This is a genomic window from Variovorax sp. CAN15 (assembly GCF_030462475.1).
In the GTDB taxonomy this organism is placed as follows: domain Bacteria; phylum Pseudomonadota; class Gammaproteobacteria; order Burkholderiales; family Burkholderiaceae_C; genus Variovorax.
Window position 1 is genome coordinate 23,295 of record NZ_JASMRZ010000010.1, and the last position, 23,181, is coordinate 46,475.

The 23,181-nt window shown below is 67.7% G+C and carries 20 protein-coding genes; 1 reads left to right on the forward strand and 19 read right to left on the reverse strand.

The genetic code is table 11. From position 1 onward, the window contains the following. Nucleotides 1-32: 32 nt before the first annotated feature. The 14 genes from QMO14_RS10045 to QMO14_RS10110 form a co-directional block, all read right to left on the reverse strand. Nucleotides 33-497 (reverse strand): aromatic-ring-hydroxylating dioxygenase subunit beta, encoded by a 465-nt coding sequence (locus QMO14_RS10045; protein ID WP_301506618.1) that lies wholly within the window; start codon nt 495-497, stop codon nt 33-35. Then, on the reverse strand, nt 494-1,819 hold the full coding sequence (locus QMO14_RS10050; RefSeq protein ID WP_301506620.1) for an aromatic ring-hydroxylating dioxygenase subunit alpha: 1,326 nt from the start codon (nt 1,817-1,819) through the stop codon (nt 494-496). Before QMO14_RS10050 ends, QMO14_RS10045 begins: the two co-directional genes overlap by 4 nt. Nucleotides 1,820-1,847: 28 nt before the next feature. Then, nucleotides 1,848-2,990 carry an ABC transporter substrate-binding protein gene (locus QMO14_RS10055; protein WP_301506621.1) on the reverse strand — a complete coding sequence of 381 codons (1,143 nt, stop codon included), beginning with the start codon at nt 2,988-2,990 and terminating at the stop codon, nt 1,848-1,850. Nucleotides 2,991-3,033: 43 nt separating this feature from the next. Further along, nucleotides 3,034-4,203: an ABC transporter substrate-binding protein gene (locus QMO14_RS10060; RefSeq protein WP_301506623.1), complete on the reverse strand. Its 1,170-nt coding sequence runs from the start codon at nt 4,201-4,203 to the stop codon at nt 3,034-3,036. A gap of 58 nt (nt 4,204-4,261) precedes the next feature. Further along, nucleotides 4,262-4,996, reverse strand: coding sequence for an SDR family NAD(P)-dependent oxidoreductase (locus QMO14_RS10065; RefSeq protein ID WP_301506625.1), 735 nt, complete (start codon nt 4,994-4,996; stop codon nt 4,262-4,264). Beyond that, a complete protein-coding gene (locus QMO14_RS10070) occupies nt 4,993-5,805 on the reverse strand; it encodes a cyclase family protein (protein WP_301506627.1) in 813 nt (270 codons plus the stop codon). Before QMO14_RS10070 ends, QMO14_RS10065 begins: the two co-directional genes overlap by 4 nt. A 16-nt stretch (nt 5,806-5,821) precedes the next feature. Further along, nucleotides 5,822-7,075 carry an SDR family NAD(P)-dependent oxidoreductase gene (locus QMO14_RS10075; protein ID WP_301506629.1) on the reverse strand — a complete coding sequence of 418 codons (1,254 nt, stop codon included), beginning with the start codon at nt 7,073-7,075 and terminating at the stop codon, nt 5,822-5,824. An 82-nt stretch (nt 7,076-7,157) separates the two neighbouring features. Beyond that, nucleotides 7,158-8,333: a thiolase family protein gene (locus QMO14_RS10080; protein WP_301506631.1), complete on the reverse strand. Its 1,176-nt coding sequence runs from the start codon at nt 8,331-8,333 to the stop codon at nt 7,158-7,160. Then, a complete protein-coding gene (locus QMO14_RS10085) occupies nt 8,330-9,955 on the reverse strand; it encodes an AMP-binding protein (protein ID WP_301506632.1) in 1,626 nt (541 codons plus the stop codon). Before QMO14_RS10085 ends, QMO14_RS10080 begins: the two co-directional genes overlap by 4 nt. A 10-nt stretch (nt 9,956-9,965) precedes the next feature. Next, nucleotides 9,966-10,457 (reverse strand): aromatic-ring-hydroxylating dioxygenase subunit beta, encoded by a 492-nt coding sequence (locus tag QMO14_RS10090; protein WP_301506634.1) that lies wholly within the window; start codon nt 10,455-10,457, stop codon nt 9,966-9,968. Then, complete coding sequence (locus QMO14_RS10095) at nt 10,457-11,770, reverse strand: aromatic ring-hydroxylating dioxygenase subunit alpha (protein WP_301506636.1); 1,314 nt, start codon at nt 11,768-11,770, stop codon at nt 10,457-10,459. The genes QMO14_RS10090 and QMO14_RS10095 overlap by 1 nt, the downstream gene beginning before the upstream one ends. Nucleotides 11,771-11,790: 20 nt before the next feature. After that, nucleotides 11,791-12,783, reverse strand: a complete 993-nt coding sequence (locus tag QMO14_RS10100; RefSeq protein ID WP_301506638.1) for a PDR/VanB family oxidoreductase — start codon at nt 12,781-12,783, stop codon at nt 11,791-11,793. Between the two features lie 16 nt (nt 12,784-12,799). Continuing rightward, nucleotides 12,800-14,293 (reverse strand): indolepyruvate oxidoreductase subunit beta family protein, encoded by a 1,494-nt coding sequence (locus QMO14_RS10105; RefSeq protein ID WP_301506640.1) that lies wholly within the window; start codon nt 14,291-14,293, stop codon nt 12,800-12,802. Nucleotides 14,294-14,430: 137 nt separating this feature from the next. Next, nucleotides 14,431-16,602: an indolepyruvate ferredoxin oxidoreductase subunit alpha gene (locus QMO14_RS10110; protein ID WP_301506642.1), complete on the reverse strand. Its 2,172-nt coding sequence runs from the start codon at nt 16,600-16,602 to the stop codon at nt 14,431-14,433. Between the two features lie 144 nt (nt 16,603-16,746). Here QMO14_RS10110 and QMO14_RS10115 point away from each other — a divergent pair, with 144 nt between their 5' ends. Continuing rightward, nucleotides 16,747-17,223 (forward strand): MarR family winged helix-turn-helix transcriptional regulator, encoded by a 477-nt coding sequence (locus QMO14_RS10115; RefSeq protein WP_301506644.1) that lies wholly within the window; start codon nt 16,747-16,749, stop codon nt 17,221-17,223. A 21-nt stretch (nt 17,224-17,244) separates the two neighbouring features. On the opposite strand, the gene QMO14_RS10120 is transcribed toward QMO14_RS10115, so the two are convergent. The 5 genes from QMO14_RS10120 to QMO14_RS10140 all read right to left on the reverse strand — a co-directional run bounded on the left by QMO14_RS10120 (nt 17,245) and on the right by QMO14_RS10140 (nt 23,073). After that, the gene (locus QMO14_RS10120; protein WP_301506805.1) at nt 17,245-18,120 is read right to left on the reverse strand and encodes a zinc-binding alcohol dehydrogenase family protein; all 876 of its coding nucleotides are present in this window, start codon (nt 18,118-18,120) and stop codon (nt 17,245-17,247) included. Nucleotides 18,121-18,125: 5 nt separating this feature from the next. Continuing rightward, a complete protein-coding gene (locus tag QMO14_RS10125; RefSeq protein WP_301506646.1) occupies nt 18,126-18,926 on the reverse strand; it encodes an alpha/beta fold hydrolase in 801 nt (266 codons plus the stop codon). Continuing rightward, complete coding sequence (locus QMO14_RS10130; protein ID WP_301506648.1) at nt 18,923-19,930, reverse strand: 3-hydroxybutyryl-CoA dehydrogenase; 1,008 nt, start codon at nt 19,928-19,930, stop codon at nt 18,923-18,925. Before QMO14_RS10130 ends, QMO14_RS10125 begins: the two co-directional genes overlap by 4 nt. Then, a complete protein-coding gene (locus tag QMO14_RS10135; protein ID WP_301506649.1) occupies nt 19,920-20,993 on the reverse strand; it encodes an NAD/NADP-dependent octopine/nopaline dehydrogenase family protein in 1,074 nt (357 codons plus the stop codon). Before QMO14_RS10135 ends, QMO14_RS10130 begins: the two co-directional genes overlap by 11 nt. A gap of 229 nt (nt 20,994-21,222) precedes the next feature. Continuing rightward, nucleotides 21,223-23,073 carry a DEAD/DEAH box helicase gene (locus QMO14_RS10140; protein ID WP_301506651.1) on the reverse strand — a complete coding sequence of 617 codons (1,851 nt, stop codon included), beginning with the start codon at nt 23,071-23,073 and terminating at the stop codon, nt 21,223-21,225. Nucleotides 23,074-23,181: the final 108 nt, after the last annotated feature.

Below are 23,181 nucleotides of genomic sequence, written 5' to 3' on the forward strand. Positions count from 1 at the left end.
GGTTGGAATGGACAACGGGTAACTCGGATGGATCAGATGAACAACTGGATCGCCGGCAACGCGCGCGTGGCGTTGAGCAGGTCGATGCGCTTCTCGCGGATGCGCCAGCCCTCAGGCGTGCGCAAGAGGTGGTGGCGGGCGGTGCCGCTCAGCAATATCTGGCCCTCGCCGCGCGCCTCGACGTAGAGGAAGGGCGTGCGCAGCCATGCGCCATCGCCCTCCTCGCGCTCGAGCCGGGATGGCTGCAGCACATGCTGGCTGTGGCTGGCCGGATGCTGCGAATGCGCGCGCGGGTTCTTCAGGCGCTCCACCCGCAGCTGCAGCAGCAGCCGGTCTTCGTAGGCCAGCGAGTTGTGCGAGAACGGATCGGCCTGCGCCGCGCCGAGCAGTGGCACCCAGTAGTGGCCGTCCTCCGCGAAGAGGGCCAGCCAGTCGTCGAAACGCCGTTCGTCGAGCAGCGCCGCCTCGTGGGCGACGAAATCGCGCGGGTCCGTCATGCCGCGGCCTCCATGCCTGCCGCCATGGCCTTCGCCCATGCGCGGAACTGGTTGCGCATCAGAAGTTCGTTGGTCCCGTTGGTGGTGACCGTGGGCTGCTGCCTCTCGGCAGGATCGAAGTTGCGGTGCAGGCTCACCCATTCGTTGCCGCCCGCGCGCAGGCCCTGCTGGATGCTCTCGAACAGGTGCACGTCGTCGTGCGCGACCACCGACATCGGCGAGAACACCAGCCGGTTGTAGCTCATGGCCCGCTCGAAGAGCAGCACGGGCGCGCCTGCCGCGCGGAAGCTCCAGGCCTCGATCAGCGTGCGGTTGGCCGCCAGCGGGCGAATCACGCGAATGGCCTGCGGCGAGCCCTTGACCGACAGGCTCGGATAGAAGACCGAGTTCTGCGGCGAGCGCTGCAATATCTCTGCGGCACGCTCCTCGCCGTGCGCGGCGCGCATTGCGGCCTCGTACTCGGGCAGCTGCGCGTAGTTGGAGTGGATGCTGAAGTTCACCCCCAGTACGCTGTGCCCGTTGGCGAACACGCGCCCGCCCATCCTGTCGAAGAACTCGTAGCCCGAGCCGAAGGGCAATATCTGCTCCATCGCCATCGGCTTGGGATCCGTGGGCGCATGGCCCTCCCACAGCGCCTCGGCCGCCTTGGTGGCCGACTCGTGCGTGGACATCGGGTGCACCGTGTCGTTGATGTTCTCCAGGTACATCTTCCAGTTGCAGTGGACGATGTTGCGCAGCACGCCGCCGCCAACCGTGAGCTTTCCTTCGGGCGAGCGGTCGACCATGTTGTCGATGGCGCCCAGCACCTCGCCGAAATAGTCCTCGAACGAAGGCCCGGCGTCAGACAACCGCACGAACACGAAGTCGCGATACACCTTCACGTGCTTCACCGCTGAGAGCCCCTGCCCCGATTCACAGGCCTTGAGCTGCGTGCCTTCGTAGCCGTTCTTCAGCGGCAGCCCGAGCGGCGCGCCGTCGAGCTTGTAGGTCCATGCGTGGTACGGGCAGCGGAAGAAGCGGCCGGCGTTGCCGCACTCGTCTGTCACCAGCTGCGTGCCCTTGTGGGCACAGCGGTTGTAGAGCACCTGCACATCGCCATCGGGCTGGCGCACCATGAGCAGCGGCCGCCCCGCAATCTCCTGCGTCACGAAGTCGCCGGCCTCGGGCACCTGGCTCGCGTGGCCGAGGAAGACCCAGGTGCCGGCGAACAGGTGCTCCTGCTCCAGCGCGAAAAGCTCCTCGCTGAGGTACAGGTCGCGGTGCACCCGGTCGTCCTGCACCAGCGCCGCGACGAGATCGGGGCGGTTGCGGTAGGTTGTCATGGCAATGTGCTCGGTGGCGTGGCCGGGTCTACGGCACAAGCTTCCACTGGCCTTTTGTCATCTGCACGATGACCACGCCGCGCTGGTCGGAACCGTAGCGGTCGTCAGGCTTGAAGTTGTAGATGCCATGCGTGCCCACCAGCTCCTTGGTGTTCACGATGGCGTCGCGCAGCGCCGTGCGGTAGGCCGGCGTGCCCGGTTCGCCCTTGGTACGCGAGGCCGCGTCGGCCAGCAGCAGGTAGGCGTCGTAGGTGTACGACGAGAAGGCATCGGTCGGCACCGCGCCGTTGAGCTTCTGGTAGGCGTTGCGAAAGCCCATCGACACCTTCTTGATCGGGTTCGTGTCCGGCAGCTGGTCGGCCACCAGCACCGGGCCGCTGGGCACCTGCAGCCCCTCGATGGAAGCGCCGCCCACGCGCACGAAGTCGGCGTTGATGAGGCCGTGCGTACCGTAGATCCTGCCCTTGTAGCCGCGCTCGGCCAGCGCGATGTAGGGCAGCGCGCCGGGCGTGCCCGAGTTGCCCGCGAACACCGCGTCGGGCCGCGCCGCGACGATCTTCAGCACCTGCCCGGCCACCGACGAATCGCTGCGCGCATAGCGCTCGTTCGCCACCACCTTGATGCCGGCGGCATCGGCGCTCTTCATCAGCGAGTCGTACGCCAGGTCGCCCAGCGCGTCCGAAAAACCGATGAAGGCCACCGTCTTCACGCCCGACTTCTTCATGCGGTCGACCACGCCCGCCACCATGAGCGGGAAGGGCTGCGACACCGTCACCGTCCACGCACCCTCGGGGCCGGGAATGGTCACGGGCGTGGGCGAGATCAGCGGCGTGTTGAGCTCGCGCGCCACCGAGGCGATGGCCATCGCGCCCGGCACGCCCGAGGTGCCGATGAGCACATCGACTTTGTCCTCGGTCACCAGCTTGCGCGCGTTGCGCCCTGCCGTGGTGGGGTCGGAGGCATCGTCGAGCACGATGAGCTGCACCTTGCGCCCGGCGATCTCGGGGCGCTCTGCGATGGCGGCGCGGATGCCCTTCTCGTAGGGCACGCCCAGCGCGGCCACCGGGCCCGAGAGCGAGCTGATGAAACCGATCTTCAGGTCGGCGGCCATGGCCTGCGCGGCGGCCACGGCGACCGCCGTCGCGGCGAGGATGCGGCTGATCTTTTTCATGGGGGCTTTCACTTCAACGGTCATGACGGTGATGTCGAAAATCTCAGGGAACCAGCTTCCACTGGCCCTTCTCCAGCTTCACGACCACGCGCGAGCGGTCGTCCGAGCCGTAGCGGTCGGTCGGCTTGAAGTTGTAGACGCTGTGCGTACCCACCAGCTCCTTGGTGCTCACGATGGCATCGCGCAGCGCGAGGCGGAACTGAGGCGTGCCGGGTTCGGCCTTGCTCGCCAGCGCGCGCTGGGCCGCATCGAGGTAGATCAGCCAGGCATCGAAGCTGTAGGCCGAGAAGGTGTCGGTGGGCGGCACGCCGTTGGCCTTCTGGTAGGCAGCGCGGAAGTCCATCGCGATCTTCTTCATCGGATTGCTGTCAGGCAACTGCTCGGCCACCACCACAGGACCGGTGGGCGCCAGCAGGCCTTCGACCGAAGCGCCGCCGACGCGGATGAAGTCGGGGTTGATCAGCGAGTGCATGCCGTAGATCTTTCCCTTGTAGCCGCGCTCGGCCAGCGCCAGGTAGGGCAGCGCGCCGGGCGTGCCCGATGCGCCGGTGATCACCGCGTCGGGCCGCAGCGCCACGATCTTCAGCACCTGGCCGGCCACCGACGAATCGCTGCGCGCGTAGCGCTCGTTGCTCACCACCTTGATGCCGGCGGCGGGCGCCGACTTCATCAGCGCGTCGTACACCAGGTCGCCCCAGGCGTCGGAGTAGCCGATGTAGGCCACCGTCTTCACGCCGGCCTGCTTCATCTTCTCGACCATCGCGCCCATCATCAGCGGTGCGGGCTGCGGCAGCGTCACCATCCATGCACCCTCCTCGCCGGCCAGGTCGGCATTGGCGATGGAGATCAGCGGCGTCTTCGTCTCGCGCGCCACGCCGGCGATGGCCAGCGAACCCGGCGCACCGGCTGTGCCGATGATGACGTCGACCTTGTCCTCCTCGATCAGCTTGCGCGCGTTGCGCGCCGCCGTGGATGGGTCGGACGCGTCGTCCAGCGCGATCACCTGCACCTTGCGGCCGCCCACCTCCGACTTGTACGCCTGCGCCGCCTTCATGCCCTTGTCGTAGGGAATGCCCAGCGAGGACACCGGCCCCGACAGCGAAGTGATGAAGCCGACCTTGAGATCGGCGGCCCACGCGCCCGCGGCGCCAGTGAGCGCGCCGAGGCCGGCGGCGATGGCCGCGAATGTGCGAATTCGGTTCAATACTTTCATGGCGGTGCTCCAGAGGTGGTTTTTTGAGGGACGAGAAAGCAGGAAGAAAAGAAGAGGTTCAGAGGGCCAGGCTGCCGACGCTGGTGCCGCCGCACACGTACAGCACCTGGCCGGTGACGAAGCTGTTGTCCGCATCGGCGAAGAAACGCACGGCGCGTGCCACGTCGGCCGATTCGCCCAGCCGCTTCACGGGCACCGAGGCGGCGAGCGCGCGTTCCTTGTCGCTGCCGGCTTCGACCACGTCGTAGAACATGTCGGTGCGGATGGGGCCCGGCGCCACCACGTTCACCGTGATGCCGTCGGCCGCCAGCTCCAGCGCCCAGGTCCGTGCCATGCCCAGCATGCCGGCCTTGGTCGCCGAATAGCTGGTGCGCGTGGCCAGGCCCAGCGCGGCGCGCGACGAAAGCAGCACCACGCGACCGAAGCGCTGCGCACGCATCGCGGGCAATGCACCTTGCACGAGCTGGATCGCACAGCCCAGGTGCAGGTCGACCAGCGCGTCGAGGTCGTCGAGCTTCACCTCGGGCAGCAGTGCGGCGCGGATCACGCCCGCGTTGTGGACGATGGTGGTCGGCGAGAAGCGCCCGACCAGTTCGCGCACCGCCTCGCCCGTGGCGGCGCGGTCGCTCAGGTCGACCTCAATGCTGTGCAGCTTCGGATGGTCGATCTCCGCCTTGCGGCGCGCGAGCGACACCACCTCGTAGCCCTGCGCGAGCAGGTCTTCGCAGATGGCCTTGCCGATGCCGGCGCTGCCGCCTGTGACGGCCGCGACCTTGGGTGCGGTGCCGCTCATGCTGCTGCTCCCACCAGCGCCAGCACGCGCAGCGGACTGCCGCTGCCCTTCTCGATCTTCAGCGGCGGGCAGATCAGCACCGCGCCCGAAGGTGGCAGCAGGTCGAGGTTGCCGAGGCACTGCAGGCCGTAGCGGCCCGCGCCGTGCATGTAGTAGTGGCAGGGGTACGGCGGGCGCAGGTGGTAGCCCTGCCCGGCATCGGTGCCGATGGCCTCCGAACCGAAGCCCAGCACGTCGCGCTGCTCCACCAGGAAGCGCACGGCCGCGGTGCTCGGGCCGGGCGTGTGCTGGCCGGTCTCGTCGAAGTTCTGGTAGGCCTCCGGGTCGGTGCGCTTGGACCAGTCAGTGCGCATCAGCACCCAGGCGCCCTTCGGGATGCGGCCGTGCGCAGCCTCGTAGGCTTCGATGTCTTCGAGCGTCAGCAGGTAGTCGGGGTCGTCCTTCACCTGCGGCGAGCAGTCGATCACGCAGGCCGGCGCCACGAAGTGCTGCACGGGGATGGTGTCCACCGAGTTGTTCGGCAGGTCGCGGCCCGAGATCCAATGGATCGGTGCGTCGAAGTGGGTGCCCGTGTGCTCGCCGCAGGAAAAGTTGTTCCAGTACCAGCCCGGGCCGCGCTCGTCGTACTTCGACACTTCCTCGATACGGAAGGGCCAGCACTGGCCCATCTCGGGCGGCAGCGCGATCTGCGGGAACTCGGGCGTCAGCGTCTGCGTGAGGTCGATCACGCGGATGCGGCCGCTGGCCATCGCGGTCACCAGGCCGCCGAGGATTTCGGCGGTGGACATCAGTTCGGTTGTCGTGGTCATTCGTGTGGCTCCTGTCTCAGCCGCCGGCCGCGAGTTCGCGCTCGAGCACCTTCGGGTTGTCGCGCCAGCGCTCCAGCCATTCCTGCGCCACGTCGCCGGGGTACACGTCTTCCACGCCATCGCGCAGCGCCTTCACGATGGCGTTGGCCAGCGCCGAGGGCGCGAGCTTGGGCGGCGGCGTGTGCTGGTTCCATTCGTCATCGATGGGGCCGGGGAACACGTTGATCACGCGGATGCCCGCCGGCCGCATCTCCGCGCGCAGGCATTGCGCGAGCGAATGCGCCGCCGCCTTCGAGGCGCTGAAGGTGCCGTGCGGCGGGAAGTTGCTCAGCGCGTAGATCGACAGCAGGTTGACCCAGGCGGTCGCGCCCGTCACGCCGTCGGCCGAGCGGCCCTTGAGCGCCGGGCCGAACTCCTGCGCAAGGCGCAGCAGGCCGAAGTAGTTGATGTCCATCTCGGCCTTGGCCACGTCGGTGCCGCGCCGCGCACCGATGCCGAAGGTGCGGTGCACCTCGGCGTTGTTGATGACGATGTCGACCTTGCCGCCGATGGAGCCCGCGAGCTCCGTCACCTGCCGGCCGTTGGTCAGGTCCAGCGGCACCAGCGTGACCTGCGGCAGCGCGGAGATGTCGTCGAGGCCGTCGCCCATCTTCTTCCAGGGCTCGGCGTGGCCGACCCAGACGATGTCGGCGCCGGCCTTGACCAGCGCGCGCACGATGGCCTGGCCGGTCTCGGTCTTGCCGTCGGTCACCAGCACCTTGCGGAACTTGGGGTCGCTGGTCATCTCGCGCAGCATCTTGTCGTCGGCCATGTGGGGACTCCCTTCATTCGGAAAACCAATGAGAACGGCCTGTCCCGCGCGGTCGAGCCGGGCACCCACGCGCACGCGTTGCGGCGCGTCGCCGACCTCGCCGTGCAGGTGGACCATGAGCGTGGGGCCGGCATCCAGGTGCACAAGGCCCAGCCGCCAGGGCAGCCGCTCGCGGAAGAACAGGTCGTTGCTGTGGTGCAGCGTGGTGCTGCCGAGCAGCTCGCCCTCGCCGCTTTGCTGCCGCCAGCGAAGCGCGGCCGACAGGCACTTGTGGCAGACCTCGCGCGGCGGGTACTGCACCGTGCCGCAGTCGTCGCAGGTCTGGAGTTCGAAGCGGCCTTCGGCTGCTGCGGCCGTGAGGCCCAGCGCCACGCGGCCGCGTGCGCCGGGCGGCAGGTTCATCTGCCGGGTGCGAAGTACCGGGTTCTTGCGCGGGGGGCGCATCAAGGGCATCGTCATAGCGCCTCCGCCGGGCCGCCCCAAGGCAGGCGCGCGGCCCCCTCGGGGGGAAGTGCAGCCGCGAAGCGGCAAACGTGGGGGCTCATTGTTCCGGTCTCCCCAGGATCACCGCGCCTGTGCACAGGCAGCGGTCGTAGGTCACCATGCCGAAGCCGGCGACAAGGCCCAGCTGTGCATCGGGCACGGTGCGTGGACCTGCTTGATCGGTCAGTTGGCGGATCGTCTCGACCATGCCGAGGAATCCACCCGCCGCGCCGGCCTGCCCTGCCGAGAGCTGCCCGCCGCTGGTGTTGTTCGGAAAGCTGCCGTCGAAGGTCATGGTGTTGGCCTGCACGAAGGCCGGGCCCTCGCCCTTCTCGCAGAAGCCCAAGTCCTCGAACTGCATCATCACGATGACGGGGTAGTCGTCGTAGGTCTGCACGAAGTCGAGTTCAGCAGGCTGGATGCCGGCCTGCGCATAGAGGTCGTCGCGGTCCTTGCGCCAGCCGCCCTGCACCATCACCGGGTCTTCGGCATAGGCGTTGTGGCGCTCGATGGCGCCGCGGATCACCACGTGCGCCAGGCCCAGGTCGCGCGCGCGCTCCTCGCTCATCACCAGGAAGGCATCGGCGCCCGCGCAGGGCATCACGCAGTCGAACAGGTGGATCGGGTCTGAAATGGGCCGCGCGGCCATGTACTCGTCGAGCGTGAGCACCTTCTTGAACATCGCGTTCGGGTTGCCCAGCGCATTGGTGCGCTGGTCGACGCAGATGCGACCGAAGTCCTCGCGCTTCGCGCCGTAGGTGCGCATGTAGTTGGCGGTGATGAAGGCGAAGATCGAATTCGGCCCGCCCGAGCCGTAGGGGTAGCTCGCGTCGCGCGCGAAATTGCTGAAGCTGCCCAGCGTCTGGCGGAAGGAATCGACGTGGTTGGTGTCCGCCCCCACGCAGGCCACGATGTCGGCGTCACCCGCCTGCACCGCGCGCGCAGCACGGCGCAGGCACATCACGCCCGATGCGCCGCCGGTGGGCACGTGGTCGAGCCAGCGCGGAGACAGGCCCAGGTGCTGGGTGACACCCACTGCCGTGTCGGGCGCGAGCGAGAAGCTGCTGAGGCACAGGCCGTCGATCTGCTCCTTGGGCACGCCGCTGGCCTTCACCAGCGCCTCGACCGCCTGGCCGATGAACCAGTGCGCGGTGCGCGTGGAGTAGCGCACGTAGGGCACGGTGACGGGCACCGCCACAGCCACGCCTTCGTAGGAAAGCCGTTTGCCCGTCATGCCTGCCTCTTCTTCATCGAACGGGTGTCGATGCAGTGGCCCTGGCCGGGCAGCGACTGCGCCATCTCGCGCAGCTGCCCGCGCTGGATCTTCTGCGAGGGCGTGAGCGGCAGCGCGTCGACGAAGGCCACGTAGCCGGGTGCTTTGTAATAGGCGAGCTGTGCCAGCGCGTGCTGGACGATGCTGGCCGCAGTCTGTTCGGGCTGCGACGCATCGGCGCCTTCGCGCATCACGATGCAGGCCAGCACCTCGTCGCCGCGCACTTCGTCGGGCGTGGCCGCCACGGCCGAGGCCTTCACCGCCGGATGCTGGTTGAGCACGCTCTCGACCTCGACCGCCGAGATGTTCTCGCCGCTGCGGCGAATCACGTTCTTCTTGCGGTCGACGAAGAAGAAGTTGCCCTCGGCGTCGCGGCGCACCAGGTCGCCGGTGTGGAACCAGCCATCGGCCCAGGCCTCGCGCGTGGCCTCCTCGTCCTTCAGGTAGCCGGAGAAGAAATGGCGCCTCGGGTCGGGGCCGGCCGAGCGCACCAGCAGTTCGCCCGGCGCGTCGACACCGACTTCGCCGCCGTCGTCGCCCACGAGGCGGATCTCGACGAAGCTCTCCTGCCGGCCGAAGCAGTTGGTACCGACCAGGCGCGGCTCGCGGTTGGCCATGATGCAGGCGGCCGCGCCAGTCTCGGTCATGGCCCATGCCTCGACCAACGGAAAGCCGAAGCGCTCCTCGAAGGGCGCGTGGTTCTTGCGGTCCACGCCGGCGCCGAAGCCCCAGCGGATGGCATGGTCGCGGTCGGCCGCCGACGCAGGCGCCGACAGCAGCATCGCGGGCATCACGCCCAGATAGTGGGCGATGGTCGCGCCGCTCTCCTTCGCGCTCGCCAGCCATGTCTTCGGATGGAAGCGGTCGAGCTGCACCAGGCAGCCGCCCGCGACCAGCACCACCATGGTGGAGAAGGCCATCGCGTTCATGTGGTTGAGCGGCAGCGGCGTGATGACGCGCTCCTTGTCGGGCCGGATGCCGCACACGCCGTCGAGCGCCGCATACCACTCGCCCGCGCGCAGGAAGTAGGCATTGCTCAGGATGCAGCCCTTGGGGCGCCCCGTGGTGCCCGAGGTGTAGAGCAGGCCGCATTCGGTATCGGTGCCCACGGGCTCGTTGGCGCGCGGCGCGGCTGTCTTCGCGGGCGGCACCGCGTCGCCGGGGCCCATGGTCTCGAAGGCGATGCCTGCCTGCGCGGCCGCCGCGCGCAGATCGGCCGCGCGTTCGGGCAGCGTGACCGCGAGGCCGATCTCGCTGTGGCCGATCAGGTAGACCAGCTCGGCCGAGCGCATCTCCGAGTTGATAGGCACCACGCTCACACCCAGTGCGTTCAGCGCGAGCCAATGGAAGATGAAAGCCGGCCGGTTCTCCAGCAGCAGGCCAACGCGATGGCCGTGGCCGTAGCCGGCTCGTGCATAGGCTGCGTGCAGCCGCTCGATGCGCTCAGCGGCATCGCCCCAGCGGATGGCACCCGCTTCGATGCCGTAGGCAGCGGCGGTCACCGATTCGGTGAAAAGGAATTCGGCCTGCGGCGTGCGGGCCGCGGTGGCTGCGAAGACGTCGTGGACGGTGGCGTGCGGCATCTCGTCCCTGTCAGATGAAGAGCTGCACGGCCGGCAGGGCCGCGTCGCAGTTGAGAAGGTTGACGCGCTTGAGCGTCATGCGCAGCGCGCCGTCCTGCACCGTGAGGTGGTGGAAGAAGGTGCCCACGTAGAACTGGATCTCGTCGCCCTGCGACTCGGTGTAGTGGAACGAGGTGCGCACCACGTAGCGGTTGGCTTCCGCGTCGAACTGCTCGACCACCGGCACCTGCAGCAGGTGGTGGCAACGGCTCGGCGGCTGCTGCGAGAAGGCGCGCGGGCTCTTCAGGCGCTCGATGCGCAGCTCGCGCAGCAGCTTGTCCTCGTAGAGATGCGAGGTGTGGTTGAGGCCGTCTTCCTGGTCGGGGATCAGCGGAATCCAGTAGAAGGCGTCGTCGGTGAAGAGCGCGTTCCACTCCTCATAGCGGCGGGTGTCGAGCAGGTGAGCTTCGTTCACGACGAAGTCGATCAGGTCCTGGCGGGTGATTTCTGCGGTGCCGACCATCACATCGTCTCCGTCATGCGTTGCACCCAGCTGCGGTATTGATTGCGCATCGGCAGTTCGTTGGTGCCGCCGGTGGTGATCTCCCCGCCTTTCAGCTCCGCGGGGTCATAGTCGCGGTGAAGGCTCACCCACTCATTGCCGCTCGCATGCAGGCCGGCCTGCATGCCGCGATAGGCCTGCAGGTCGTCATGGCCCACCACCGAGAAGGGCGAGTTGATGAGGCGGTTGTACATGGCGGTGCGCTGCAGCAGCTCGGGCGGCGCACCCTTCAGGCGGAAGGTCCAGCTCTCGATGAGGGTCCTGTCGGCCGAGATCGGCTTGACCACACGGATCGCCTGGATCGCGCCCTTGATCGTGAGGTTCGGGTAGTACACCGTGTTGTGCCGCGCCATGCCGAGGATCTGCGCAGTCTTTTCCTCGCCGTAGCGCGCCTTCATGGCGTTGTCGTACTCGGGAATCGCCTTGTACTTGCTGTGGATGCTGAAGTGCACGCCCGTGAAACTGTGGCCGTTGTCGTAGGTGCGGATGCCCATGTCCTCGAAGAACTTGTAGTCGGACATGAAGGGCACGAACTGCTCTACCGCCATTGGCTTGGGCGCGTCCTCTGGCTTGTCGGCCCACATGCGCTTGGCGGTGCCGGCGGAAGACTCGTGCGCCACCATCGGGTGCATGGTGTCGTTGAGGTTCTCCACGAACATCTTCCAGTTGCACTGGTGCATGAAACGAAGGCAGCCGCCTGCTATTTCAAGCTCGCCTTCGGGAGAACGATCGGCCATGTTGTCGATGGAGCTCAGCGAGTCGCCGAAGTATTCGTCGAAGTCGGGGCCGGCGTCGTTGATCTTCACGAAGATGAAGCCGCGATGGCTGCGCACGTGCTTCACGGTGGTGAGGCCTTTGCCCGATTCGCACTCGTGCAGCTGGGTGTTCTCGTAGCCGGTCTTCAGCGGGATCGCCAGCGGCGCGCCGTCGGTCTTGAATGTCCAGGCGTGGTAGGGGCAGCGGAAGAACTTGCCGGTGTTGCCGCAGGGGCCATTGACGAGGCGCGAGCCCTTGTGGGCGCAGCGGTTCATCATCACGCGCACGCTGCCGTCGGAGTGGCGCACCACGATCAGCGGGCGGCCGGCGATCTCGTTGCTGATCCAGTCGCCGGGCTTGGGCAGCTGGCTCTCGTGGCCGACGTAGTTCCAGGTGTTGGCGAAGAAGTGCTCCTGCTCCAGCTCGAAGAGTTCCTGGCTGGTGTACAGGTCGCGGTGCACCCGGTCGTTCTGCACCAGCGCGCGGATGGCGTCGGGGTTGTCTCTGTACGAGGTCATGGCTTTCATGTCTCCTTGCTTCAGATGTCCAGCACCAGGCGCGCGCCCTTGGCGCGGGAGATGCAGATCTGCATGACGTTTCCTTCCGCCTTCTCGCGGGCGGTGAGCACGTAATCGCGATGGTCGATCTCGCCTTCGAGCACCGGCACGGCGCACACACCGCATTCGCCGCGCTTGCAGTCGAACATCGGGTCGCAGCCGTGCTCGACGAGGCAGTCGAGGATGCTCTGGTCCGCCGGCACGGTGAAGCGCTGCCCGGACTGGGCCAGCTCCACCTCGAAGGGCTGGTCGCCCTCTTCCGCGACAGGCTCGGTGAAGAGCTCGAAGTGCACGCGGTCGTGCTCCCAACCACGCGCCTGCGTGCGTTCGAGCACCGCGTCGAGCATGATCTTGGGGCCGCAGACATAGAGCCGGTCACCGGCGGGAATGCCGTCGAGCAGCGCATCAATGGCAAACGGTGCGCCGGCCTCGGCATCGGCGTGCACGCGCAGGTCGTCGCCCAGCAGCGCCTGCAGCTCGGGCAGGAAGGCCATCAGCTCGCGGCTGCGGCCGGCGTAGTGCATGCGCACGGCTACGCCCTCGGCACGGCGGCGCGCGGCCATGGTGGCCAGCGGCGTGACGCCGATGCCGCCGGCCACAAGCACCGTGCCGCCGGGGCCGGTGTGCAGGGGAAAGTCGTTCTTCGGCGGCTCGATGGCGATGGTGTCGCCCTCTTTCAGACCTTCGTGCATGAAGCGCGAACCGCCCCGGCCTTCGGCTTCCTTGCGCACGGCGATCACGTATTCGGCCGGTGCGTTGGTGGCGTTGCGCGCCGTGTCGAAGTTGATGAGCGAGTAGTGGCGCCAGTCGGTCTTGCCGTCGGGCAGGGACACCTGCACACGGATGTGGGCGCCCGCCGAGAAGCCGGGCAGCGCGCGGCCGTCGTCGGCGCGCAAGCGCAGCATGCGGATCAGCGGATTCAGTTCGCGCGCCTCTGTGACGCGCAGCGAGAGGGTGGCTGAGGGAGTGCTCATCGTCGTTCTCGTCTCTTCAGGCCAGCGCGTGCTGCGCGAGCGCGGCCTGCAGCTTGTGGCCATGCTCGTCGGCCAGCGCCGCGTCGCGCAGTTCGCGCAGCGTGGCCGGTGCCAGCGCTGTGCCGGCGCGCTCTACGGCGCGCATCACGGTGTCGTAGTTGCGGATGCCGCGTTCGTGCGTGTCGCTGTATCCCTTGACCAGGCGCTGGCACTGAGCCAGCTCGACGGCCAGTTCGGGGTTGCGTTGCGCAGTCGCCGCGATGCGTTGCAGCCATTCCTCGATGCGGCGGTTTTCCTCGGCGTAACGCATGGTGGACAGGCGCCAGCGCTTGCATGCCGCCACCATGCGCAACATGAGGTAGCCGCGCAGGGAGCTGGTCTGGATCACGCGGCCGTGCTGCGTGAAGCGCTCGACGATCTTCTTCGGCAGCGTGGAGTTCATCAGCCAGCGGCCGATGCCGCCGGGCAGGGTCTCGCAGATTTCCTGCAGGCGCGGGTGCATGTATTCATTGATGGCGAGCACCTGGCCGGGCTGCACGCGGGCTTCGCCGCGCACGCGCTCGAAGCGGGTGGCGCGGGTCTTCAGCGCCGCGACGCGGGCGGTGTCTTCGTAGGACATCCAGAGTGCGAGGTGACGTGCGGTCTCGCGCAGCAGGCGGTGGTCGCCCGCCGGCAAGGCCGCGATGGATGCCATGCGGTCGAGGTAGAGGCTGGCGTAGGCCGGATCCTGGTAGTCGATGAGGCGGCGAACGCCTTCGAGCAGCAGGTCTTGTGCCGTGGCCGGGAAGTCGCGCTGCACGCGCTCTACGAGTGCGCGCACGGCAGGGTGACGCGGCTGTGGTGCGGGTGCGGCGATCGGCGCTTCCTTCGCAGGCTCGCCATCGTCGCCGCCTTGCGCGCGTTCGAACGCCGCACCGAAGGCCTTGAGGCTGGGCTTCACGCCCACGCCGCCGCGTTCGATGGTCGCCTCGAACTGCGCCCGGCTGAACGGCAGCACGCCCGAGCCCGCCAGCGCGCCGAAGAGCACCGCGCTGATCACGCTGCCCGAAGCCTCGGCGGCCTGGGCCATGTCGAAGCGGATGAAGCGCTTGGCTGCATTCGCGGTGTGTGCGAGAAGCTGGTCGCTGTCGACGCGGCCATCGCCCATCGCGCTTTTTTCAGCGATGGAGAACACGCGGTGCGTGGAGGCGATCAGCGTGGTGCGCTCGCGCGTGACGAGGCCGCGCTGCACGGCCCGGCCGGCCTCCATCAGTTCCGAAGCGAGCACCACGTCGACGTCGCCCGGCAGCGGCATCAGCGCGAGAACAGGCATGCCGCCGTCGGCATCGGCCTGCGCCACGGGGTACAGCTCCACGTAGTAGATGGTCGCGCCGGTGCGCTGGGCCACGCCGGGCACGGAGGTGGTCTGGGCGATGTAGCCGTTGGCTTCGCCCATGTCGACGATCCAGTCGGCAAGCACGCCACCACCCTCGCCGCCCATGGCGAGGATCGCGATCTTGATCGGGCTCATGACTCGCCCCCAGTCTTGCTTACTTCGTGTAGCCGCCACCCCCCTACCGAGGGCGATACCTGCGGCCCGGCAAAGCCGGTTCCGCGGTATCCCTGGCGATTCGACACAGTGTTTTCGCTTTGCATGAAGGGACTCATTCAGAAGGCATAGGCTTCACGGCGGCGGGCCTCGCCGCGCTGCAGCCAACCGATGACGGCGGCACGCACGCGCTCGCGCAGCTGGTCCCAGCGGCTGGGGTTGCTCACGATCTGGGCCTTGTAGAAGGAGGGGCACAGCACGGCGGCGTGCGAGACCTCGCCGCACACGCCGCAGCCCACGCAGCTGTCGAGCACGGTTGCAACCGGGTCGGTGCGCAGCGGATCGGGATTGGGCTTGATCGACAGCGACGGGCAGCCCGAGAGGCGGATGCAGGAGTGGTCGCCGGTGCAGGTGTCGGAGTCGACGCCGAATTTCTCGCGCACCATGCGCTTGCCGTCGGCGATGGCCTTGCGCACCAGCGGCTTCTCGCGGCGCTGCTTGTTGAGCATGCACTCCGACTGCGCGATGAGCACCTTGGGGCCCTTCTCCCTGGTGGTCAGCGCCTCCTTGAGCGCATCGCGCATGCCGGCGATGTCGTAGGTGCGGCGCATCGTCTTCACCCACTTGACGCCCACGCCGCGCACGGCGCTTTCGATCTCGTGGCCGGTGCTGCGCGTCTTGTTGACTGCGTGCGAGGAGAGGATGTCCTGCCCGCCGGTGGCCGAGGTGTAGTTGTTGTCGACGACGATGGTGAGGTTGTCGCTCTTGTTGAAGACCGCGTTGGCCACGCCGCTGGTCAGGCCGTTGTGCCAGAAGCCGCCGTCGCCCATCATCGAGATCGCGCGCTTGCCCGCCGGTGCGTTGAGCGCCGCGGCGCCCGCGCCGCCCAGGCCGTAGCCCATGGTGGTGTTGCCGATGTTGAAGGGCGGCAGGATGGAGAACAGGTGGCAGCCGATGTCGGCGCTCACGTGGTGCGCACCGAGTTCACGCTCGACCAGCTTCATCGCGCTGAAGATGGGGCGCTCCGGGCAGCCGGTGCAGAAGCCCGGCGGGCGGGCGTGGACCACCTCGGCGAGCGATGTGGAAGGCTGTGCGGGCTCGGGGGTGGCTTCGACCAGCGGGATCACCTTGCGCACGGGTGCGGGCATCGGCAAGGATGCGAGGCGTTCGTAGCGTTCGCAGAAGCTGCGTGCCCCCTTGAGCAGCTCGGAGGCTGTGTATTCGCCGGCCACGGGGAGCATGTCCTTGCCGTGCAGCATGGTCGGCGAACCGGCCTGGCGCAGGATGGTCGCGAGGTTCTGCTCGACGAAATTGGGCTGGCCCTCTTCCACGACGAGCACCGCGCGCTTGCCTTCGCAGAAGCGGATCACTTCGCTCTCGATGACGGGGTAGGCCACGTTCATCACGTACAGCGGCACCTTCGTGTTGCCGTACACGTCGGCGAGGCCGAGGCGCTCGAGGGCGCGCAGCAGGGTGTTGTAGCTGCCGCCCTGGACGATGATGCCGATGTCGTCAGCGTCTTCGGAGAAGAACTCGTTGAGCTTGCGCTCCTCGATGAAGCGCACGGCGGCGGGCCAGCGGTCCTTGATCTTCTCCTGCTCGTGCACGAAGCTCGCGGGCGGCAGCACGATGCGGCCCACGTCGCGCTGCGGGTTCTCGAGCGCGTCCTTCAGCGTGAACTTGGCGCGCTTGTTGTCGCCCGCGACGAAGTGGCCGTGTACGTGGCAGGCGCGGATGCGCAGCTGCAGCATCACCGGCGTATTGCTGGCTTCGGAGAGATCGAAGCCCTGCTTCACAGCGTCGACGATGCTGGGCAGGTTGGGTCGCGGATCGAGCAGCCAGATCTGCGACTTCATCGCGAAGGCGTGGCTGCGCTCCTGCATGATGGAGGAGCCCTCGCCGTAGTCCTCGCCCACGATGATGAGCGCGCCGCCGGTCACGCCGCCGGAGGCCAGGTTGGCCAAGGCATCGGAAGCCACATTGGTGCCGACGGTGGCCTTGAAGGTGACGGCGCCGCGCAGCGGGTAGTTGACGGAGGCAGCCAGCGTGGCAGCCGCGGTGGCTTCGCTTGCGCTGTTCTCGAAGCGGATGCCCTGCTCGGCGAGGATGTCCTGGGCGTCGGCCAGCACGTCCATCAGGTGCGAGATGGGTGCGCCCTGGTAGCCGGCCACGTAGGAAACTCCCGACTCCAGAAGGGCCTTGGTGACCGCGAGAATGCCTTCGCCACGAAAGACTTCCCCACCAGAAAGCCGCAGTTTCTTGACTTCTTCAACGAATGAACGCTCGGCCATCTCTGTCCTTGTTGTCTGTCGTGGGACGATGCACTTCGGGAGCTGCATCGCGGTTCATATAATGTTGACAAATGAATGTATCCACAATCATGAATTACCCTAGACATGCAAGCAGCGTGCCCGTGGCGACTGTGAGGGGCCTTCATGGCTGATCAACCTGTCGAGTCGCATCGCTTCGTCGATGACTACCTGCCGGCGCTGCTGGCGCAAGCCAGCCAGCTGATCTCTTCGGAGTTCCACGAGGTGGCGCGACAGCAGGGCTTCTCCATCTCGGAGTGGCGCGTGATGGCCTCGCTCGCGGGCAGCGAGCCGATCAGCATCGGCCAGCTCGCGCAGGTCACCGTGACCAAGCAGCCCACGGTGACACGGCTGCTGGACCGCATGGAAGCACGCGGACAGGTCGAGCGCCTGCCCCACGAGAGTGATCGCCGCATCACGCTGGTGCGCATCACGCGCAAGGGGCTCAAGGCAGTCGAGCATCTGATGGAGCTGGCGCGCGAGCATGAACGGCGCGTGCTCGAACCCTTCGGACTGCGGCGCGCGGAAGAGCTCAAGCAGACGCTGCGGCAGATGATCGACCTGCACGTGCGCATTCCGATCGAGGAGCCGGAGGAGGACTGAGCGGCTTCGTCGCTCCGCCGCTCAGAGGCGGGGCACGAGCACGGCGCGGCCGCGATGGCCACGCTGCGCGATCCAGTCGAGTGCCGCAGCAGCATCCGCAAGCGCGAAAGGTCGCACTTCAAGATGCAGGCGGCCGTCCGCCAGCCTCGCGAGCAATTCAGGGGCCGCGGCACGGCCTTGCGCTTCGCGCCGGAACATGTTGAGGGGCAGCAGCGCCACGTCGCGCTGGAGAAAGTGCGCGATGTCGAGCGGCAGCGTCGGCCCCGCGGTGTAGCCGACCAGCACGGCCCGCCCACCCTGGCGCACCGCAGGCAGCGTTCGCGCGAGCACATCGCCGCCGACGGTATCTATCAGCAGATCGGCACTGGCAACTGCCGGCGGTTCCGCATCCGCAGCGACGGCGAACGCCGCACAACCGGCATCGCGCGCAAGCTGCATCACGAGGGAGCCGACAGCGCCGCTCGCTCCGGTCACCAGAACCTGCTCGCCCGCCTGCAGCATCGCGACTTCATGCAACGCCACCCACGCGGAGGTCGTCGGAGAGAAGAATGCCGCGCCCAGAGGCATCGGCACATCATCGGGCAAATGGCCCAGTGCCTCGTCGGGCGCGTCGATCTGCTCGCACCAGGTGCCATCGAAGAGCGTGCCCAGGCCGCTGCCACGCAACCAGACGCGCTGCCCCGCTTGGTAGCGCTCACTCGAGACGACAACGCCCGCGGCCTCGACGCCCGGCGTATAGGGCAAGGGCGGATGCCGCAGGAAGCGGCCGCGCCACACGGTGCGATCGATGTGCCCGACCGTCGCAGCCTCCATGCGCACGATGGTGCGGCCGGGCCGCGCCACGGGGTCGGCGACATCTTCCAGCACGGGCAGAGCATCGAATCCGTGAATGCGCACAGCTTTCAAGACAAGCTCTCCAGAAACTCAAGCACCGTGTGCGCAAAGGCAGCGGGCATCTGATCGGGCAGCGGCACCATGCCTCCTGCGATGTCGATGATGCGTGCCCGCGGCAGGTGATGCCGCAGCTCCGCCGCGTGGGGTGCGGCAAAGGGATCTTCGGTAGCGCGCACGATCAGCAAGGGCTGCTCTATCAAGCCGATGCGCTCCTCCATGCGGTAGGACGCAACGGCGCGATGCCCCTCTTCCACGCGATGCCCGACCTTCAATGCATCGAGCACGAAAGCTTCGAGCAGATCGGGGCGGCCAGCCGGATAGAAGCCCTGGCGCTTCTGCCACAGTGCGGCTAGATGCGTGCCGTCTTCACTCGGCGCAACTTCATCGATGGGTGGACGCTCCGCGCGCGCCTTGCGAAAGGATTCATCGGTGTACGGCGTGGATGACAGCACCAGACTGCGTACGCGCAGCGGAAACGCCGCGGCAAGCTCGACCGCGATAACGCCGCCGGTGTGATGCCCCACCACGTCGACCTTCTCGATGCCCAATGCATCGAGCAACTCGCAAGCCACACGCGCCCACTGCTCGATGCTCGCAGGCACACCTCCGTCGGCGGAGTCACCGAAGCCCGCCGTATCCATTGCGATGGCCCTGCGGCGCTCGCCGATCAACGGCAGCACCGCGCGGTACTCCGCCCAACTGCGCGGAGACTGATGCAGCAGCAACACAGCCGGTGCAGCAGGGTCGCCGCAAGCCGCGTAGTGCACCTGCCCCACCGAAAGATCGGCAAATGCGCGGCGGATGTTCATGACAGGGTCCGGTCGGCAGGTGCGCGCCAGAGGCCCGCGTGGCGCAGTTCGCCGAGCGTGCGCGAGAGCACATCGCGCCGGTAGGCCGCGACGTCGCGCCCCTCGTACTCGTAGAAGCCGCTGCCGCTCTTGAGACCGAGTCGGCCCTGCTCGACCATCTGCCCGACGATGGCCGGCGCGGTGTAGCGGCCGGCATCGAGCGAAGCCGACATCTCGCGGCTCGCGTGATGCAGGATGTCGCAACCGCCGAAGTCGATGAACTCCACAACGCCCAGTGCAGCGAAACGCAGGCCCAGGCCGTAGCGCGTGGCCTTGTCGATTTCTTCCGCGGTGGCGGCGCCCTCCTCGATCATCCGCGCGGCCTCGTTCATCACCAGCGCCTGCAGTCGAGGCACGATGTAGCCGGGCGAGGCGCCGCAGACAACTGGCAGCTTGCCGATCTCTTCCATCAGCGCCTTCGTGCGCGCGAGCACCGCGGCATCGGTGCCCGGATGGCAGCTGAGCTCGACCACGGGGATCACGTAGGCCGGGTTGAGCCAGTGCATGTTGAGAAAGCGGCCGGGCAGCCGCACCAGCGATGCGAGCTGCGTCACCAGAATGCTGCTGGTGGTCGAGGTGAGGATCGCGTCGTCACGGCAATGGCGGTTGAGCTGCTCGAAGGCTTCGCGCTTGGCCTCCATGGTTTCGGGCACGCCCTCGAATACCAGCTCGGCTGCGGCCAATGCCTGCGGGGCGGCAGCGGCATCGACGAAGTCGACGCGTGCCGAGATGGCAGCGATCTTCGACTCGTCGATCACGCCGAGCTGCGCGAGACCCGAGAGGCTGGTGTCGATCTCGGCCTTCGCTTCGTCGCGCAGCCGTTGCCACGCTTCGTCGGTGCGCTGGCGCAGGTCGATCAGCGAGATGCGGTGGCCCGCATAGGCGAACGCGATGGCGATGCCGCGCCCCATGCGGCCCGCGCCCACGGCCGCGAAGCGAGGCAGCGAAGCGGCTTCATTCGCCATCGTGGAGCCTCTGCTTGAGCTGCGCCGTGCTCAGGCCGGCGAAGCCCAGGCTCTCGAAGGTGCGGGGGCCGCGCCGCAGGTCGCGCCCGAGAAAACCGCCGACGATGGCCAGCAGGCCATGCGCGATGGGCGCATCCACGCCCGCATGGCGCGCGGCGGACGCGAGGAAGGCAAGGCCGAGTTCGGTGTCCTCGGTGATGTAGCGGTGCGTGTGCAGGTCGATGTTCTCGCGCCAGTCGCCCGACTTGACGAGTTGCTTGTGCGCATCGCCGTACATCCACCGGTCGTTGTCGTAGTGGTCGGCCAGCGGATAGTGCGGCGAGCCCTGCCCGAAGGCTTCGCGCACCGCGACGCGCTCCTGATCAAGCCGGTCGGTCACGTCGCGCACGGCGCGCTGCGTGCCTTCGTTGTGGATGTCCCAGCGCTCGAAGTGCTGCAGCGGCGCGGCGTTCATCACCATCAGCGGCGGGTGGATGACGGGGCCTGCGTTCATCAGCGCGCCCGAGAGGGCGTCGCCGCAGCCATGTACAGCTGGATAGGCCCTGCGGATCACCTCGATGGCCTGCGCCTCCTTGCGGGCCGGATAGACGCCGGTCGGCAGGCGGATGGCGCGAATGGTGACGTTGACTTCGCGCTCGCCGTGCTTGCGCGCCAGATAGGGCAAGGTGCCGGTTTCGGCCCAGGCTACGTCGGCGCGGCTGCCGGCGTCCTTCACGGTGCGCGCCATCACGTAGCTGCCGAAGGTGCCCGGCGGCAGGAAGACGACCTGGCCATCGACAAGATGCGGCGCCATCGCGAGCGCGATGTCGTGCTGGGCGATGGCGGGAGTCGGGATGACGATCAGCTCGGCGCCCTGCATGGCGGCGCCGATGTCGGCGGTGGCGAGCGCGATGGGCACCTCGCGCGAGCCGCCGGCGTCCTTCAGCGTGATCGCGCCGGCACGCAGCAACGGCTGCAGCGCTTGGGCATCGCGGCGCCACAGGCGCACTTCATGACCGGTTTCAGACAGGTCCGCGGCAGCCGCGTAGGCGCCATGACCACCCCCAAGAATCGCAATTTTCATGTCGAAAGTCGAAAAGCAGGTGTCGATGAACCGGCAGCCGCGAGACGGCTCCGGGGAAGTGATGCGCCATTACATTACTTTTCATCGATTCATATGTCAATCAAACTCGGCGACATTGGCGTGCTCGGAAACCCGGAACGCACCCGAAATGAAAAAGCCCGCGCTCGTGAGAACGCGGGCTTTCGCAAGAATGGGATGGTGCAGCCCTCAGGCTGCGTTCCCCAAAGGATCAGCGGCCGGGCTTGAAGGCGCGCTTCTGCGCATCGCGGGGCACGAACACCTTGCCCGGGCCGCCATGGCCGGCGCCATTGCCGCGGGGCGCGAAGCCGCCGTCGCCGCGGCCGCCGCCGTGACCGTGGCCGCCGCGTGGGGCGCTGTCGCCCCAGCCCGGCTTGCGGCCATAGCCGCCGCCGTTGCCGCCTTCGTCACGGCCGCCACCGAAACCGGCGTTCTGGCCCTGGAAGCCACGCGGGCCAGGTGCCGCACCCGGGCCGCGCGAGTTGCGGTCGTTGAAGCCGCTGGCGCCGACGTAACCGCCGCCGTTGCCGCCACGATAGCCACCGCCGCCGCCGAACTTGCGGTCGCGCGAATGGCCTTCACGGCCGCGGCCGCCGAAGTCGGGGCGCGATTGCGGCATGCGCTGCTGCGGCTCCATGCCGGGAATCACCTCGGCCTTGAACTGCTGGCGGCTGTAGTGCTCGATGTCCATGATCCTGCGGCGATCGCGGAACTCGGCGAAGGTGATGGCGAGGCCATCGCGGCCGGCGCGGCCGGTACGGCCGATACGGTGGGTGTAGTCCTCGGCCTTCATCGGCAGACCGAAGTTGAAGACGTGGGTGATGGTCGGCACGTCGATGCCGCGCGCAGCGACGTCGGTGGCCACCAGGATCTGGACCTGGCCCTGGCGCAGCGCCATCAGGCGGCGGTTGCGCAGGCCCTGGCTCAGGGCGCCGTGCAGCGCCACGGCACTGAAACCGTCCTGCTGCAGGTCATTGGCGAGGCCATCGCACTCGACCTGGGTGCTTGCGAACACGATGGCCTGGTTGATGCTGGTGTCGCGCAGCCAGTGATCGAGCAGCTTGCGCTTGTGCTGGGCGTTGTCGGCCCAGAACAGAACCTGCTTGATGTTGGCGTGCTTTTCCTGCGGGCTGTCGATGGTCACGCGTTGCGGCTCGCGCATCACGCGGGTGGCCAACTGCTGGATGCGCGGCGCGAAGGTGGCGCTGAACATCATGGTCTGTTGGCGCTCGATGGTGAGCTGGTTGACTTCGGCCAGGTCGTCGGCAAAGCCAAGGTCCAGCATGCGGTCGGCCTCGTCGACCACCAGGAACTTGACCTGGTCGAGCTTGATCTGCATCGAGCGCTGCAGGTCGAGCAGGCGGCCCGGCGTGGCGACCACGAGGTCGGCGTTCTGCAGGCGGGCGATCTGGAGCTGGTAGGGCATGCCACCCACCACGTTGGCGATGCGCAGGCCACGGCAGTGACGCACCAGTTCGATGGCGTCGTGCGCGACTTGCTGCGCGAGTTCGCGCGTGGGGCAGAGCACGAGGGCGCCGGGGGTGGCGGCCTTGAAGTGGCGGGCGTTTGTGGGGTCTTTGCGCTTCGGCTTCTTGGGCGGAGCTTCGCCGCGAGCAGCGGCTTCGGCGGCCAGGCGCTGGAACTCGGCCTTCTCGGCGGCCTCGGCTTCCGCCTGGCGCTTGATGAGGGTGTGCAGCACGGGCAACAGGAAGGCGGCGGTCTTGCCCGAACCGGTCTGGCTGGAGACCATCAGGTCGACGAAGCGCGAAGGAGCCGAGCCGCTTTGCTCGCCCATGGCGATGGGAACGACCTTTTCCTGCACGGCGGTGGGCTGAGTGAAGCCCATGTCCGCCACGGCGGCGATCAACTCAGGCGCGAGGCCCAGCCTGATGAAGCCATTGGGGGCGCTGGGCTCTTCGGCGACAGCCGCATCGGGAGCGGCACCGTCCAGAGCCTCGAGGATGGGAGCCTCGGACACGTTGTCCGGGGCAGCGGCGAATTCGTTGTGGGTAGCGGATTGCACAGGCGCGAACTCGCCCTGCGCTTCAAAAGCGTCGGTCATGAATTTCAATCTCAAACGCGAGCGCCGCCGTGGACGGCGCCCCGTTGGGTGGTTAAAAACATCAACCATCCAACGACATTCAACTTCAGGCGGATGCCCGAGGCTGCG